General features: G+C 69.9%; 9 protein-coding genes. 2 read left to right on the top strand and 7 right to left on the bottom strand.

The features are described 5' to 3' along the window. Positions 1-27 precede the first annotated feature (27 nt). Both QRO03_RS13650 and QRO03_RS13645 read right to left on the bottom strand, forming a co-directional pair. The gene (locus tag QRO03_RS13650) at positions 28-528 is read right to left on the bottom strand and encodes a DUF6121 family protein (RefSeq protein WP_285138041.1); all 501 of its coding nucleotides are present in this window, start codon (positions 526-528) and stop codon (positions 28-30) included. A 10-nt stretch (positions 529-538) separates the two neighbouring features. After that, positions 539-1642 carry an ABC transporter gene (locus QRO03_RS13645; protein WP_285138040.1) on the bottom strand — a complete coding sequence of 368 codons (1104 nt, stop codon included), beginning with the start codon at positions 1640-1642 and terminating at the stop codon, positions 539-541. Positions 1643-1760: 118 nt separating this feature from the next. Between QRO03_RS13645 and QRO03_RS13640 the strand changes: the two genes are divergently transcribed. Further along, on the top strand, positions 1761-2348 hold the full coding sequence (locus tag QRO03_RS13640) for a hypothetical protein (RefSeq protein WP_285138038.1): 588 nt from the start codon (positions 1761-1763) through the stop codon (positions 2346-2348). A gap of 12 nt (positions 2349-2360) precedes the next feature. On the opposite strand, the gene QRO03_RS13635 is transcribed toward QRO03_RS13640, so the two are convergent. From QRO03_RS13635 to QRO03_RS13615, 5 genes are all read right to left on the bottom strand, one after another. Beyond that, positions 2361-2975 carry a hypothetical protein gene (locus QRO03_RS13635; protein ID WP_285138037.1) on the bottom strand — a complete coding sequence of 205 codons (615 nt, stop codon included), beginning with the start codon at positions 2973-2975 and terminating at the stop codon, positions 2361-2363. Between the two features lie 212 nt (positions 2976-3187). After that, positions 3188-7063 carry a DNA-directed RNA polymerase subunit beta' gene (rpoC, locus tag QRO03_RS13630; protein WP_243497328.1) on the bottom strand — a complete coding sequence of 1292 codons (3876 nt, stop codon included), beginning with the start codon at positions 7061-7063 and terminating at the stop codon, positions 3188-3190. Between the two features lie 56 nt (positions 7064-7119). Continuing rightward, entirely contained in the window at positions 7120-10617 is a 3498-nt protein-coding gene (gene rpoB, locus QRO03_RS13625) for a DNA-directed RNA polymerase subunit beta (RefSeq protein WP_285138036.1), read from the bottom strand. Between the two features lie 274 nt (positions 10618-10891). Then, on the bottom strand, positions 10892-12676 hold the full coding sequence (locus QRO03_RS13620; RefSeq protein ID WP_285138035.1) for a 5-oxoprolinase subunit B/C family protein: 1785 nt from the start codon (positions 12674-12676) through the stop codon (positions 10892-10894). Next, positions 12670-13422 carry a 5-oxoprolinase subunit PxpA gene (locus QRO03_RS13615; protein ID WP_285138034.1) on the bottom strand — a complete coding sequence of 251 codons (753 nt, stop codon included), beginning with the start codon at positions 13420-13422 and terminating at the stop codon, positions 12670-12672. The genes QRO03_RS13620 and QRO03_RS13615 overlap by 7 nt, the downstream gene beginning before the upstream one ends. 426 nt (positions 13423-13848) lie before the next feature. On the opposite strand from QRO03_RS13615, the gene QRO03_RS13610 reads away from it, so the two are divergent. Further along, on the top strand, positions 13849-15516 hold the full coding sequence (locus QRO03_RS13610; RefSeq protein WP_285138032.1) for an ABC transporter ATP-binding protein: 1668 nt from the start codon (positions 13849-13851) through the stop codon (positions 15514-15516). Positions 15517-15695: the final 179 nt, after the last annotated feature.

The raw sequence follows: 15695 nt of genomic DNA, 5'->3' as shown, positions 1-15695 counted from the left end.
CACGGTCCCCGCGCGTCAGGTCCGGCGTCATCCGGATGCCGTCCCTCCGGGTGCGTCGTCGTCGTCCTCCCACTTCCACCGCGGTCCGCTCGTCCGCGTACGTGCGAGGAGGACCCCGAACAGCGCCGCCGCCAGACCCACCGCCGCGACGACGGGACCCGCGAAGCCCAGGGCGACGCTGCCCGCCGCCGCGAGACCGCGCGCCGGATCGGCGCCGCTGACGAGGGCGCCGATCACGACGCCGACGATCTCGCCGACGTACGCCGCGATCGCGCACGGGACGGCGGTGAGGAAGCTCGGCGGGACGGCCCGCAGGCCCCAGAAGAGGACCCCCGCGAAGGAGCCGAGGGCGGCCACCTGCCCGATGACGCCCGGCACCGCGCCGAGGCCGCGCACCGGGATGACGTCGGCGTTCAGGACGAGGCTCACCACCCCCAGCGAGGCGATGGACAGGGCGATGAAGACGACGGAGGCGAAAACGACCGCGACCGGCGGGGTGACCCCCGCCGGTCGCGGCTCATTCGTCATGGCATCCGTTTCAGCGCTGCGACAGCTGCGGGCCGGCCTCGAGCGTGCGCTCGTACTCGCGCTGCGCCTCGGCGTTGAGCTCGGTCACGCGGCGACCGCGCGCGGCCACCCACGCGCCGAACCAGATGGTGAGCTCGCGGCCCAGCACGAAGGCCACGATGGCCAGCGGGGCGAGCACGTTGTTCAGCAGCAGGTCGGCGGACTCGCGCCCGGTGATCATCCAGAACGGCGCGGCGATGAGCACCCCGAGCAGGTGCCCGGCCCACGCGACGACACCCACGACGAGGCCCCACACCACCCAGTGGCCCCAGCGTCCGCGGTTGATCAAGGCACCCAGGAACCAGAAGCCGAAGAAGAACGCCACGGTCGGCACCCACAGGCCCCACGTGGTGAGCGCCGACAGGGCCGCGGAACCGAGCTCGGCGACCTGCAGGCCGTCGGTGAGCAGGCGCAGGCCGAGGGTGGCGGCCAGGTACAGCACGGCGAAAGCGAGGGCCGCGAGCAGGCCGATCGCACCGGCGGCGCCGCGGTTGCCGCGCGGCCGCGGAGCCTCGGGGGCCTGCACGAAGATGGGCTGCGGTGTGCCGAACGCGCGGGTGGGCTCCTCGGACGCGGGGGTCGCCGCGGCGGTGCCGGCACCGGCGACGGTTGCACCCGTGCCGGCCACGACCGCCGTCTCGGCCACCGGCGAGACCGTGGTCCGCGATTCGTCGGGGCGCGTGTGCGACGAGGTGCCGCGTTCCGGCTCGGCGGACGCGGCGTAGGCGGCCCAGCGGGCGTCTTCGTCGTCGAGGTCGACCGACGACGACGCGGGAGCGGCGGCCGGCGCCGCCTGCGGTTCGACGGGCGAGGCGTCATGAACGACCGGCGCCGTGTGGTCGCGGCGATCGGAGACCGCCGCGGCGTCGTCGCGCTCGTGCTGTTCCCGCTCGCGCCAGGCGGCCTCCGCCGCCTGGGGCTCGACGGCGTCGCGACGGGCGGCCTCGGCGTCGGCGAGACCCTCGTGGGCCCGCCCGACGACGTCGTGCGCGTCGTCCGTGGGTTCGACGACGGGGTCGCCGTACGAATCCGTCCGTGCAGCGACGCGGTCGCTGCCCGACGTGTTGTCGCTCATGGGGTCTCCTCACGCGGTGATTGCGGCGTCAGGCTAACCCGCCGCGGGCGGCGCGCCGCGTAGGCGTGCCGACGGAATGCGTCTCGACCGTGTCGGAACCTCGGCTTAGGGTGTTCCCATGTCGCCTCACCCGCTCCGCCCGGCCGTTTCCGCGGCGCTCGTGGGTGCCGTCCTGCTCGCTCTGACCGCCTGCGCACCCGCCGCCGAGGAAGCGGCTCCCGCCCCTTCGTCATCCGTCTCGACCTCTCCCACCCCCTCGAACATCCCGACGTTCTCGCGGGCGCCCACCGAGGTGCGGCTCCCCGCCGACTGCAAGGCCATGCTGTCGGCCGACGTCCTCGCCCAGCTCGGCACCATTCCGCTGAACGATCCGTCGCTGGGTCCCTCCGGGGTGCAGCCCGACGGCTCGATCACGTGCATCTGGCGCGATCCCGCCGCCGACACGACGGGGCTCTCCACCACGATCTCCCGCATGGACCGCGGGCCCACGCTCGACATGCTCAACGACCTGGTCGCCACGCAGGGGTTCAGTTGCTACACCCCCGACGCCGGTACCCGCTGCGAGAAGACGTGGGTCAACGCCACCTACCCGGTCAACGACGGGCGGACGCTCTACTGGCGCGACGACGTGCTCATCGACACCCAGTACTCGAACCTGGCCCCCACGGGATACACCGCGAGCATCATCGCCTCGATCTTCGGATGACGCGACGCGTCGTCACTCGCCGAAGAAGGCATGGGATGCCACGGTCTCGGCGTAGCCGAGGGGCTCCCATCCACTGAGGGTCGACGACACCCACCGGTCGCCCCGCAGGTCGTGCACCTCGCTCAGGTCGCCCGACGTGCGTTCGCAGTGCGTCACGTCGGTTCGGGTCCGATCGGGCGCCGTCTCGCACGCGAACCCCTGGGCGGTCAGCGTCGCGGCCGCGGCGGCGGCACCCTCCGCCGACACGGTCGACACCGTCGTCTCGAGGAAACGGCCGGCGACACCCCTCCAGTGGCACGTGACGACCGTCGTGGACCCCGCCGCGGCGACCGCTTCCACGGTCGACGACGGCGGCGTACGGCGCTGCGACAGCAGTGCCTCCGGCGACCACACCAGCGATGACCACATCGGCTGCGAGTACAGGTGCCGGCAGTCGGTCGCGGGCGCGACGGGCTCGGCCTCCTCCGACGCGGGCGCCCCGGTGGCCGCGCGGAGAGTGTCGCCGACGAACGCGACGGTCACCGGCACCCCGGGGGCCGCGAGCACGCCCAACCCCACGACCGCCGCCACGCAGAAAAGCCCGGCCGGCCATGCCAGCCACAGGCTGCGTCCACCGATCCGGGCCATGCGTTCCTCCTCGTCCACGGTAGGCGCACTCCCCCACCGCACCCGGTTCCCGACACGCCGCGAGCACGGCGGGCACCGGTCGTCGGACACGGCGAAGGTCAGGACGCCAGAAGGCCCCCGGCAACTGCCGGGGGCCTTCGGGGATCAGGTTGCCACGCCGCGGCGCGGCATCCATCGACCGCGAGGGGAGCGGGCGGACCCGCTCTCCTCGATCAGTTGTACGTACCGGGCGTGAAGTCGTCCGTCGAGAAGCTGTCGAAGTCGACGTAGCTCAGGTCGGCGTCGCTGTACGCGCCGTCCGAGGCGAAGATGCGGTTGGGGTACCGCTCGCTCTTCGCTTCCTCCGTCGCCTCGACCGTGACGTTGCGGTACTTCGCAAGTCCGGTTCCGGCGGGGATGAGCTTTCCGATGATGACGTTCTCCTTGAGGCCGACGAGCGGGTCGCTCTTGCCCTCCATGGCCGCCTGCGTCAGGACGCGGGTGGTCTCCTGGAACGACGCGGCCGACAGCCACGACTCGGTCGCGAGCGACGCCTTCGTGATACCCATCAGCTCGGGACGACCCGACGCGGGACGTTTGCCCTCGCCGACCGCCTCGCGGTTGATGGCCTGGTAGCGCTTGAAGTCCACCAGCTCACCGGGCAGCAGGTCGGTGTCGGCGTGGTCGACGACGGTGACCTTGCGGAGCATCTGTCGGACGATGACCTCGATGTGCTTGTCGTGGATCGGCACACCCTGCGAGCGGTACACGCCCTGGACGCCGTTGACGAGGTACTTCTGCACCTCGCGGGCACCCTGCACGCGCATGACCTCCTTGGGGTCGAGCGTTCCCACGAGGATCGGCTGACCGACGACGACGTGCTGTCCGTCCTCGACCAGGAGCGTCGCACGCTTCAGGACGGGGTAGACCACCGGCTCGTCGCCGTTGTCGGGCGTGAGGATGACCTTCTTGGCCTTGTCGGTCTCGTCGATCGTGATGCGGCCGTCGGCCTCGGCGATCGGCGACGCACCCTTGGGGGTACGGGCCTCGAAGAGCTCCTGCACACGGGGCAGACCCTGCGTGATGTCGTCTGCGGAGGCGGAACCACCGGTGTGGAAGGTACGCATCGTCAGCTGGGTACCGGGCTCACCGATCGACTGGGCCGCGATGATGCCCACGGCCTCGCCGATGTCGACGATCTTGCCGGTGGCGAGCGAACGGCCGTAGCACTTCGCGCAGACACCGACGGCCGAGTCGCAGGTCAGCACGGAGCGGACCTTGATCGACTCCACACCGCCCTCGACCAGCTTGTTGATGAGCACGTCGCCCACGTCGTCGCCGGCCTCGGCCAGCACGGTGCCCTGCGCGTCGACGACCGCCGTGGCGAGCGTGCGGGCGAACACCGAGTTCTCGACGTTGGCGTCCTTGACCAGCGCACCGGTCGAGTCCGCCGCGGCGATCGGGAGCTCGAGGCCCTTCGACGTGCCGCAGTCCTCTTCGCGGATGATGACATCCTGCGAGACGTCGACCAGACGACGGGTGAGGTACCCCGAGTCGGCCGTACGGAGGGCCGTGTCGGCCAGACCCTTGCGGGCACCGTGCGTCGCGATGAAGTACTCGGCGACCGACAGACCCTCGCGGTACGAGGAGATGATCGGACGCGGGATGATCTCACCCTTGGGGTTGTTCACCAGGCCTCGCATACCCGCGATGTTGCGGATCTGCAGCCAGTTACCACGGGCGCCCGACGAGACCATGCGGTTGATGGTGTTGTCGGCGGGGAAGTTGTCCCGCATCGCCTTCTGGACCTCGTCGGTGGCCTCGGTCCAGATCTTGATGAGCTCCTGACGACGCTCGGCGTCGGTGGTGAGACCCTTCTCGTACTGTCCCTGGACCTTCGCAGCCTGCTTCTCGTAACCCGCGACGATCTCGGCCTTGTTCGGCGGCGTGAGGATGTCGCTCAGCGCCACCGTGACACCCGAACGGGTGGCCCAGTAGAAACCGGCGTCCTTGATGCGGTCGAGCGATGCCGCGACCTCCACCTTCGGGTACTCCTCGGCCAGCTTGTTGACGATCTGCGACAGCTTGCCCTTGTCGGCCTGTTCGCGCACGAACGGGTAGCCCTTGGGGAGCGTGTCGTTGAAGATCGCCTGACCGAGCGACGCGTCCACGAGACCGTGCTTCTCGTAGCCCTCGGGCGCCTGGCCCTCGAGGAACGTGAGGCCGGGGATGCGGATGCGCGCCTTGGCCTGCAGGTCGAGGGTGCCCTCGTCCTTGGCCAGGATCGCCTCGCCCACGGAACCGAACGCACGACCTTCGCCTGCAGCACCCTCCTTGAGGGTGGTCAGGTGGTGAAGGCCGATGATCATGTCCTGCGAGGGCAGGGTCACCGGACGGCCGTCCGACGGCTTCAGGATGTTGTTCGAGGCGAGCATCAGCACGCGGGCCTCGGCCTGAGCCTCGACCGACAGCGGAAGGTGCACGGCCATCTGGTCACCGTCGAAGTCGGCGTTGAACGCCGCGCACACGAGCGGGTGCAGCTGGATCGCCTTGCCCTCGACGAGCTGGGGCTCGAACGCCTGGATGCCGAGACGGTGCAGGGTGGGTGCACGGTTCAGCAGCACGGGGCGCTCGCGGATGATCTCTTCGAGCACGTCCCAGACCTCGGGGCGGTAACGCTCGACGGCGCGCTTGGCGGCCTTGATGTTCTGCGAGTGACCGAGGTCGATCAGGCGCTTGATCACGAACGGCTTGAAGAGCTCGAGCGCCATCTGCTTGGGCAGACCGCACTGGTGCAGCTTCAGCTGGGGTCCGACGATGATGACGGAACGACCCGAGTAGTCCACGCGCTTTCCGAGCAGGTTCTGGCGGAAGCGACCCTGCTTTCCCTTGAGCATGTCGCTCAGGGACTTCAGGGCGCGGTTGCCGGTACCGGTGACGGGGCGACCGCGGCGACCGTTGTCGAACAGCGCGTCGACGGCCTCCTGCAGCATGCGCTTCTCGTTGTTGACGATGATCTCGGGAGCACCGAGATCGATCAGGCGACGGAGGCGGTTGTTGCGGTTGATCACGCGACGGTAGAGGTCGTTCAGGTCGCTGGTGGCGAAACGTCCACCGTCGAGCTGCACCATCGGACGAAGCTCCGGCGGGATGACCGGGACGACGTCGAGCACCATCGAGGCCGGCGACATTCCGGTCTGCAGGAACGAGTTGACGACCTTCAGGCGCTTGATCGCGCGGATCTTGCGCTGACCCTTGCCCTCGGAGATCTGCAGGTGCAGGTTCTCGCTCTCGGCCGCCAGATCGAACGCCTCGAGGCGACGCTTGATCGACTCGGCACCCATGTGCGCCTCGAAGTACTGACCGAAGCGGTCCTGCAGCTCGTGGAAGACGTCGTCCTCGGGCTTGAGGGCGCCCACCTCGAGCGTGCGGAAGTCCTCCCACACGCGCTCGAGCTTGGCGATCTGCTCGTCGGCGTTCTTGCGGGCCGACGTCATGTCCTTCTCGGCGGCGTCCTTGACCTTCTTCTTCTGGTCGGCCTTGGCGCCCTCCGCCTCGAGGGCGGCGAGCTCCTCCTCGAGCTTGGCCAGGCGGGCGGCGATGCGGGCATCGCGGCGGTCGCCGAGCGTCTTCAGCTCGAGACGGATGTTGTTCTCCTGCGTGGCGAGGTCGCGGTGACGAGCATCTTCGTCGACCGAGATCACCATGTAGGCGGCGAAGTAGATGACCTTCTCGAGGTCCTTCGGCGCCATGTCGAGGAGGTAGCCCAGGCGCGAGGGCACGCCCTTGAAGTACCAGATGTGCGTGACGGGCGCGGCGAGCTCGATGTGGCCCATGCGCTCACGGCGCACCGAGCTCTTGGTGACCTCGACGCCGCAGCGCTCGCAGACGATGCCCTTGAAGCGCACGCGCTTGTACTTGCCGCAGGCGCACTCCCAGTCGCGGGAGGGCCCGAAGATCTGCTCGCCGAAGAGGCCGTCCTTCTCGGGCTTCAGCGTGCGGTAGTTGATCGTCTCGGGCTTCTTGACCTCACCGAAGGACCAACGACGGATGTCGTCGGCGGTGGCCAGACCGATACGGATCTGATCGAAAGTGGTTGATTCGAGCACTGGTTCTCCTGTGTCGGAATTCTCTGAAATCTGAGCTGGGTCGCTGAGCTGGGAGCTCAGATCTCGTCGATCGACGAGGACTCGAAGCGGCTGGAGATGTTGATGCCGAGCTCTTCCGCGGCGCGGAAGGCGTCGTCATCCGTGTCGCGGAGGTTGACCGCGGTGCCGTCGGCCGAGAGGACCTCGACGTTCAGGCAGAGCGACTGCATCTCCTTCATGAGCACCTTGAACGACTCGGGGATGCCGGGCTCCTGGATGTTCTCGCCCTTGACGATGGCCTCGTACACCTTGACGCGGCCGAGGATGTCGTCGGACTTGATCGTGAGGAGCTCCTGCAGCGCGTACGCGGCGCCGTAGGCCTCGAGCGCCCACACTTCCATCTCACCGAAGCGCTGACCGCCGAACTGCGCCTTACCACCGAGCGGCTGCTGGGTGATCATCGAGTACGGGCCCGTCGAACGCGCGTGGATCTTGTCGTCGACGAGGTGGTGCAGCTTCAGGATGTACATGTAGCCGACCGAGATGGGCGCCGGGAACGGCTCGCCGGAGCGGCCGTCGAACAGCAGCGTCTTGCCCGTGGAGTCGACCAGGCGGTCGCCGTCGCGGTTGGGGATCGTCGAGTCGAGCAGACCCGCGATCTCGGCCTCGAACGCACCGTCGAACACCGGGGTGGCGACCTTCGTGCCGGGAGCCGCCTCGCGGGCGACCTCGGGCAGCTGGGCGGCCCATTCCGGGGTGCCCTCGACCTTCCAGCCCTGCTGGGCGATCCAGCCGAGGTGGAGCTCGAGGACCTGACCGAAGTTCATTCGACCCGGGATACCGAGCGGGTTGAGGATGATGTCGACCGGCGTGCCGTCGGAGAGGAAGGGCATGTCCTCGATCGGGAGGATCTTGGCGATGACACCCTTGTTGCCGTGGCGGCCGGCGAGCTTGTCGCCCTCGGTGATCTTGCGCTTCTGGGCGATGTAGACAACGACGCGGCGGTTGACGCCCGAGCCGAGCTCGTCGTCACCGTCTTCGGCGTTGAACTCCTTGACGGCGATGATCGTGCCCTGCTCGCCGTGGGGCACCTTCAGCGAGGTGTCACGGACTTCGCGGCTCTTCTCGTTGAAGATCGCGCGGAGCAGACGCTCCTCGGCCGACAGCTCGGTCTCGCCCTTGGGCGTGACCTTGCCGACGAGGATGTCGCCGGGACGCACCTCGGCGCCGATGCGGATGATGCCGCGGTCGTCGAGGTCCTTCAGCAAATCGGGGCTGACGTTGGGGAGGTCACGGGTGATCTCCTCCTTGCCGAGCTTGGTGTCGCGCGCGTCGACCTCGTACTCCTCGATGTGGATCGACGACAGCGTGTCGTCCTTCACAAGGTCCTGGCTGAGGATGATCGCGTCCTCGAAGTTGTGGCCTTCCCAGGTCATGAACGCCACGAGGAGGTTCTTGCCGAGCGCGAGCTCGCCGTTCTCGGTGGCGGGACCGTCGGCGATGACCTCGCCGGCCTCGACGCGCTCTCCGGCCGAGACGACCACGCGCTGGTTGTACGACGTGCCCTGGTTGGAGCGGTCGAACTTGCGCAGGAAGTAGTCCTGCGTGCCACCCTCGTCGAGCTGGACGGTCACGACGTCGGCCGAGACCTCCATCACCACACCGGCCTTCTCGGCGGTGACGACGTCACCGGCGTCGATGGCGGCGAAGCCCTCCATACCGGTACCGACGACAGGCGACTCGCTGCGCACGAGCGGCACGGCCTGACGCTGCATGTTCGCACCCATGAGGGCGCGGTTGGCATCGTCGTGCTCGAGGAACGGGATGAGCGAGGTCGCCACCGACACCATCTGGCGCGGCGAGACGTCCATGTAGCCGATCTCGTCGACGGGGAACAGGTCGACCTCGCCACCCTGGCCGCGGCGGGCCAGAATGCGGTCGTCCACGAAGTGGCCGTCGGCCTGCAGTGCCACACCGGCCTGAGCGACGATGTGGTCGCTCTCTTCGCTTGCGGTGAGGTAGTCGATCTGGTCGGTCACCCGGCCGTCGACGACACGGCGGTACGGCGTCTCGATGAAGCCGAACGCGTTGATGCGCGCGAACGAGGCCAGCGAGCCGATCAGGCCGATGTTCGGGCCTTCCGGGGTCTCGATGGGGCACATGCGGCCGTAGTGCGAGGGGTGGACGTCACGGACCTCGACGCCGGCACGCTCGCGCGACAGACCCCCCGGGCCCAGCGCCGACAGGCGGCGCTTGTGGGTCAGGCCCGCGAGGGGGTTGTTCTGGTCCATGAACTGCGACAGCTGGCTCGTTCCGAAGAACTCCTTGATCGCGGCGACGACGGGGCGCACGTTGATCAGGGTCTGCGGCGTGATCGCCTCAATGTCCTGCGTGGTCATACGCTCGCGGACGACGCGCTCCATGCGCGACAGACCGGTGCGCACCTGGTTCTGGATGAGCTCTCCGACGGCGCGGATGCGACGGTTGCCGAAGTTGTCGATGTCGTCGGTGTCGAGACGGATCTCGGCGGCGTTGCCCGCGCGGACACCGTCGAACGTGACGTCGCCGCGGTGCAGGCGCACGAGGTACTTGATCGTGGCGACGATGTCGTCGACGGTCAGCACCGAGTCGTTGAGCGGCTTGTCCAGGCCCAGCTTCTGGTTGATCTTGTAGCGACCGACCTTCGCCAGGTCGTAGCGCTTGGAGTTGAAGTAGAAGTTGTCGAGCAGCGCACGGGCGGCCTCGGCGGCGACCTGCTCGCCCGGACGGAGCTTGCGGTAGATGTCGCGCAGCGCGTCTTCCTTCGTGAGGATCGTGTCTTTCGACAGCGTCTCTTCGATGGAGTCGAAGCCCGAGAACTCGGCGAGGATGTCTTCGCTGGTCAGGCCCAGGGCCTTGAGGAAGACGGTGACGGACTGCTTGCGCTTGCGGTCGATGCGCACGCCGACCTGATCGCGCTTGTCGATCTCGAACTCGAGCCAGGCACCGCGCGAGGGGATGACGCGCGCCGACACGATGTCCTTGTCGGAGGTCTTGTCGGGCGTCTTGTCGAAGTAGACGCCGGGCGAGCGCACGAGCTGGGAGACGACGACACGCTCGGTGCCGTTGATGATGAACGTGCCCTTGTCGGTCTGGAGCGGGAAGTCGCCCATGAAGACCGTCTGCGTCTTGATCTCACCGGTCTGGTGGTTCATGAACTCGGCTTCGACGTACAGCGGGGCGGCGTAGGTCTTGCCGCGCTCCTTGCACTCTTCGATCGAGTACTTCTCGGGCTCGAGGTAGGGGTTCGTGAACGAGAGCTGCATCGTCTCGCTGAGGTCTTCGATCGGGGAGATCTCCTCGAAGATCTCTTCCAGACCGCTGATCTCGGGAACGTCGGTGCGACCCTGTTCCTGCGCCTCGGCGACGCGCGCCTTCCAGGCTTCGTTACCGACCAGCCAGTCGAACGACTCGGTCTGCAGCGCGAGCAGATCGGGAACGGTCAGCTTGTCGGAGATCTTGGCGAACGAGAGGCGGGATGCTCCGCGTCCGCTCTTGGGGGTGGTGGTGGTAGATGCGTTGCTCGCAGCAGCCAAGGGAATAACCTCCAGAAGCCCGGGCGAGGGGCTCGTGATTCCTTGTCGTCAGGTGGAGTGCGTTCCTGCCCCGAAAATCTGCTCGTCGCACACCGCTGGGAAGCGGGGACGGGGCAGACTCAGCCGACCACCATATGAGGGCAGGGGGAATCGAGGAGCGCAAAGTCCAAGCATACGCGGGAGGACTCGCCGTGTCCAGTCCAATTCTTGACGCGTCTGCGGACCTGCGGTATAACCGCGTGCGCCCGCCCGGCATTCCTGCGCGGGTGGCGGATCAGGCACCCCGGAACCGCACCCGATCTCCGGGCCGCGCCTGCGCGAGGGCGTCGAGCGCGGCATCCGTCACCACGGCGATCACGGGATACCCGCCCGTCACGGGACCGTCCGCCAGCAACACCACAGGACGCCCGTGCGGTGGCACCTGGATCGCTCCGGGGCGCATCCCCTCGCTCGGCAGTTCTTCGTGCCGGGCGCGCTCCAGAGCGGGGCCTTCGAGGCGGATGCCGACGCGGTCGGCGTGGGACGACACCGTCCAGGTCGCGGCCCGCAGCGTCGGCGAGGCGTCGGCGGCGAACCAGTCGGCCCGGGGGCCCGCGGTCACGCGCACCTCGAGGAGCGACGGCGGAACCGACCACGGGAATGCGTCGACCACGGGGATCTCCGCCGCCGGGACCCCCACCCGGAGGGTGTCGCCGACGGCCACCGGTGCGGGTCCGAGACCCGCCAGCACATCGCGGGAGGCGGAACCCAGCGCAGCCGGGGCGACGATCCCCCCGCGCACCGCCAGGTAGACCCGGAGCCCCGCCCGCGCGATTCCGATGCGCAGCTCGGCCCCGGCCGGGACGAGCCGGGGAGCGAAGGCCTCGGCCGGTCGTCCGTCGATGTCGACGTCGACGAGGCCACCGGCCACGCACACCCAGGTGTCGGCCTCGGCGCGGGCGACGAAGCCGCCCATCGCGATCTCGAGGCCGGCGGCGCCCTCGTCGTTTCCGACGAGGCGGTTCGCTGCGCGCAGCGTCGCCCGGTCGAGCGTCCCCGATCGCGCGACACCGAGCGCCGCCAGACCGGGGCGGCCGAGGTCCTGCACGGTGGTGAAGGCACCGGGGATCACCACCCGCAGGGCGGGGCGCGGCGGATCCGTGCATCCCGCCGCAGCGGGGACTTCAGACGGCGACGCGCTGGCCATGGGGCCGACACCGGGCACGGGAGCGGAGGGGATTCCGGCACGGGAGGAGATGGCCGCGGCATCCGGTCCTCCTCCGCCGGAATGTCCTCCGCTCGTCGGGGAGGTAGCGCCCCGCGTCGTCGACGCGGGTCCGGACCCTTCGACAGGCTCAGGGTCCACGACAGGCTCAGGGTCCACGACAGGCTCGGGGTCCACGACAGGCTCGGAGGCCGCGATGATGCGGGGGCGCTCGGGCACGAAACGCACGCGGGCGCGCGGGGGCAGCAGGACCGGCGCCGTGGCATCCGGATCGAAGAGCACCGCGTCGGTCGCGCCGATCAGCCGCCAGCCTCCGGGCGTCTCGCGGGGATAGGCGCCACTGAAGCCGCCCGCGAGTCCCACGGCCCCCGTCGGCACGCGCGTCCGCGGTTCGGCCAGGCGCGGCACGTCGTAGGGCCACGCCGCACTGACGAGATAGGCGAACCCGGGCGCGAAGCCCGAGAAGGCGACCGTCCATTCCACGCCCGCGTGGCGCGACAGGAGCTCGGAGACCGGGATGCCGAGGAGTTCGGCGGTCGAGGCGAGGTCGGCGCCGTCGTAGCGCACCGGCACCTCGACGAGGGGGCCGGAGGTGTCGGCATCCGGAGTCCGTCGGGCGGCGTCGAGGATCCACGCGCGCACGACCTCGCGCGACACCCGCGCCGGATCGAAGGCGACGAGCACCGTGCGGGCGGCGGGAACGAGGTCGTCGACGCCGACGGGCGGGTCCTCGGCGAGCGCGGCGTGCAGCGACAGCACGGCGGCGAGATCGGCGACCTCGGCGAGCACGGCCCGCTCCCCCATCGGAAGCAGTCGCACGCCGGGTCGCGCGACCTCGGGCGGCCCCGTCACCACGGCGCGCGCACCTCGACGCCCGCGGTGTCGAGCGCGGCGCGGACGGCACGGGCCATCGCGACCGCCGACGGGGTGTCGCCGTGCAGGCACAGGGAGGCGGCATCCACCGCGATGCGCGTGCCGTCGACGGTCTCGACCTCGCGGTCGCGCACGAAACGCAGCGCGCGTGCGGCGACCGTGGCGGGGTCGTCGACGAGGGCCCCGGCCTCGCCCCGCGGCACGAGCGCCCCCCGCGCCGTGTAGCCGCGATCGAGGAACGCCTCGTGCACGAACGGCAGCCCCGCGGATGCCGCCGCCGCGGCGATCGCGCCGGGGAGGCCGAGGACGGGGAGGGCGCGCCCCAGGCGCGACGAGAGGTCGGCCACGGCGGCGACGACGGCGCGGGCGGGAGCGGCGTCGTCGATCACCGCGTGGTAGAGCGCACCGTGGGGTTTGACGTAGCGGATGTCGGCCCCGGCGGCGGCGAGCGCGGCCAGCTGCCTCGCGATGCTCGCGCGCAGTTCTGCGGGAGGGGGATCGAGCCGGACGCGTCCGAAGTTCTCGCGGTCGTCGTAGGAGGGGTGGGCTCCCACGGCGACGCCGAATCGTTCGGCCCGCTCGACCGCCTCGCGCATCGACGCCGCGTCGCCCGCGTGGCCCCCGCAGGCGACGTTGGCGCTGGAGATGACGGAGAACATGGCTTCGTCGTCGGCGGTCGGGATCCCGTCGACGGTCTCACCGAGGTCGGCGTTGAGATCCACGCGCATGCTGCCCACGCTAGCGCTGCCGGGGCTCTGGGGTCGGGGCTCTGGGGTCGGGGCTCTGGGGTCGGGGGTCGGGGCTCTGGGGTCGGGGGTCGGGGGTCCGGGGTCCGGGGTCCGGGGTCCGGGGTCCGGGGTCCGGGGTCGGGGGTCCGGGGCGTGGGCCGGGGGCGCGGGGGTCGGGGTCGAGGGTCCGGGGTCGGGGGTCCGGGGTCGAGGGTGCGGGCCGGGAGGGGTCGGGGGCGCGGGGGTCGGGGCGCGGGCCGGGGCGCGGGTTGGCGCGGGATCCGCCGTTCGGGGCAGGAATCCCCCGCCCCGAACGGCGGAATGCGCCCCGAACGGCGAAGAATGTGGCGATCGTGCGCGTTACGGCCGCGTGACGATGTGCGGGATGGGGTGGGCAGAAGCGCCGCGGCGGGTGAGGATGGAGGGATGACCTCCGATGTCGCCGGTCCCCCCGCTCCGGCATCCCCCCATCCCCTCCTCTCGGTCCGCGACCTCGCGGTCGACTTCGCCACCATGGACGGCCCCGTGCGGGCCGTCGACGGGGTGAACCTCGACATCCACGCGGGCGAGACCATCGCCATCGTCGGCGAGTCCGGCTCCGGCAAGTCGACGACCGCCATGGCGATCATCGGCCTGTTGGCATCCGGTGGACGCGTCGCGCGCGGGCAGATCCTGCTCGACGGCGAAGACTTGACCACCTTCGGCGAGGCCCGCATGCGGCAGGTGCGCGGACGCCAGATCGGCCTGGTTCCCCAGGACCCGATGTCGAACCTCAACCCCGTGGCCAAGATCGGCACGCAGGTCGCCGAGACGCTGCTCGCCCACGGACTCGCCGACCGCTCGAGCGTGAAGGGCAAGGTCGTCGAGGCGCTCGAGGCCGCCGGACTCCCGGATGCCGAGAAGCGCGCGTCGCAGTACCCCCACGAGTTCTCCGGCGGTATGCGTCAGCGCGCGCTCATCGCGATCGGACTGGCGTGCCGGCCGCGGCTGCTCATCGCCGACGAGCCGACCAGCGCCCTCGACGTCACCGTGCAGCAGACCATCCTCGACCAGATCGACAAGCAGACCGACGAGTTGGGCGCCGCCGTGCTGCTCATCACGCACGACCTCGGCCTCGCGGCCGAACGCGCGTCGAAGGTCGTCGTGATGCACCGCGGGCGCGTCGTCGAGCAGGGCCCGGCGAAACAGATCCTCGAGAACCCGCAGCACGCGTACACGAAGTCGCTCGTCGCGGCGGCGCCGTCGGTGGCGGCGGTGCGCCTGCGTCCGGAGGACTTCCGCAGCGACCGCCCCGAGGCGACCGTCCGCGACGACATCGTCCAGATCGAGGGACTGACCAAGGTCTACCCGGTGCGCGGACGCGGCGAGGACTTCCGCGCCGTCGACGACGTGTCGCTGTCGATCCCGCGGGGCCAGACCGTGGCGATCGTGGGCGAGTCCGGCTCGGGCAAGACGACGACGGCGCGCATGCTGCTGAAGGTCGTCGAGCCCACCAGCGGCACGATCCGCTACGACGGCCAGGACGTCTCCGCTCTGACGGGCGAGGCCCTGCGGCAATTCCGGCAGAAGGTGCAGCCAATCTTCCAGGACCCCTACTCCAGCCTGAACCCGATGTTCACCGTCGAGCGCATCGTCGAGGAACCGCTCAACGTCTACAAGCGGGGCTCGAAGGCCGACCGCGCGAAGCGCGTGCGCCAGTTGATGGATGACGTGGCTCTGCCGGCATCCATGCTCCGCCGCTATCCCTCGGAGCTGTCGGGCGGTCAGCGCCAGCGCGTCGCGATCGCCCGCGCCCTCGCTCTCTCGCCCGAGCTGATCGTGTGCGACGAGCCGGTGTCGGCCCTCGACGTGCTGGTGCAGGCGCAGATCCTCGACCTGCTGGGCGACCTGCAGCGCGAATACGGTCTGAGCTACCTCTTCATCTCGCACGACCTCGCGGTGGTGCGCCTGATCAGCGACTACGTCTGCGTCATGAAGGACGGACGCCTCGTCGAGGCGGCATCCAGCGAAGAGGTCTTCACCAACCCCCGCGACCCGTACACGCGGCGCCTGCTGTCGTCGATCCCGGGCAACGAGCTGGGCTTGGCCGGCTGACGCGCGTTCGCGGGCGCGTCCCTCTTCGTGCGAGGGAAGAGCTGCACCCTCGCACGAAGTGGGACACGCCGCTCGTCGGGCGGCTCGCCCCGTTCGGCATGTCCCACTTCGTGCGGGAATCGGGCGGCGAACCTGCACCACGTGGGACATCTCACACGCACGGCAACCGGCAGACGGCT

It is taken from the genome of Microbacterium sp. lyk4-40-TSB-66, assembly GCF_030209475.1.
GTDB lineage: Bacteria > Actinomycetota > Actinomycetes > Actinomycetales > Microbacteriaceae > Microbacterium.
The sequence above is the reverse complement of the archived record's forward strand: the minus strand, read 5'-3'. Positions and strand labels throughout refer to the sequence as shown.

Excerpts from the sequence above, each read along its gene's own strand:
- QRO03_RS13640 (WP_285138038.1), top strand. The coding sequence starts at position 1,761 with ATGTCGCCTCACCCGCTCCGCCCGGCCGTTTCCGCGGCGCTCGTGGGT.
- QRO03_RS13610 (WP_285138032.1), top strand. The coding sequence starts at position 13,849 with ATGACCTCCGATGTCGCCGGTCCCCCCGCTCCGGCATCCCCCCATCCC.
- QRO03_RS13645 (WP_285138040.1), bottom strand. The coding sequence starts at position 1,642 with ATGAGCGACAACACGTCGGGCAGCGACCGCGTCGCTGCACGGACGGAT.
- QRO03_RS13635 (WP_285138037.1), bottom strand. The coding sequence starts at position 2,975 with ATGGCCCGGATCGGTGGACGCAGCCTGTGGCTGGCATGGCCGGCCGGG.
- QRO03_RS13615 (WP_285138034.1), bottom strand. The coding sequence starts at position 13,422 with ATGCGCGTGGATCTCAACGCCGACCTCGGTGAGACCGTCGACGGGATC.
- QRO03_RS13650 (WP_285138041.1), bottom strand. The coding sequence starts at position 528 with ATGACGAATGAGCCGCGACCGGCGGGGGTCACCCCGCCGGTCGCGGTC.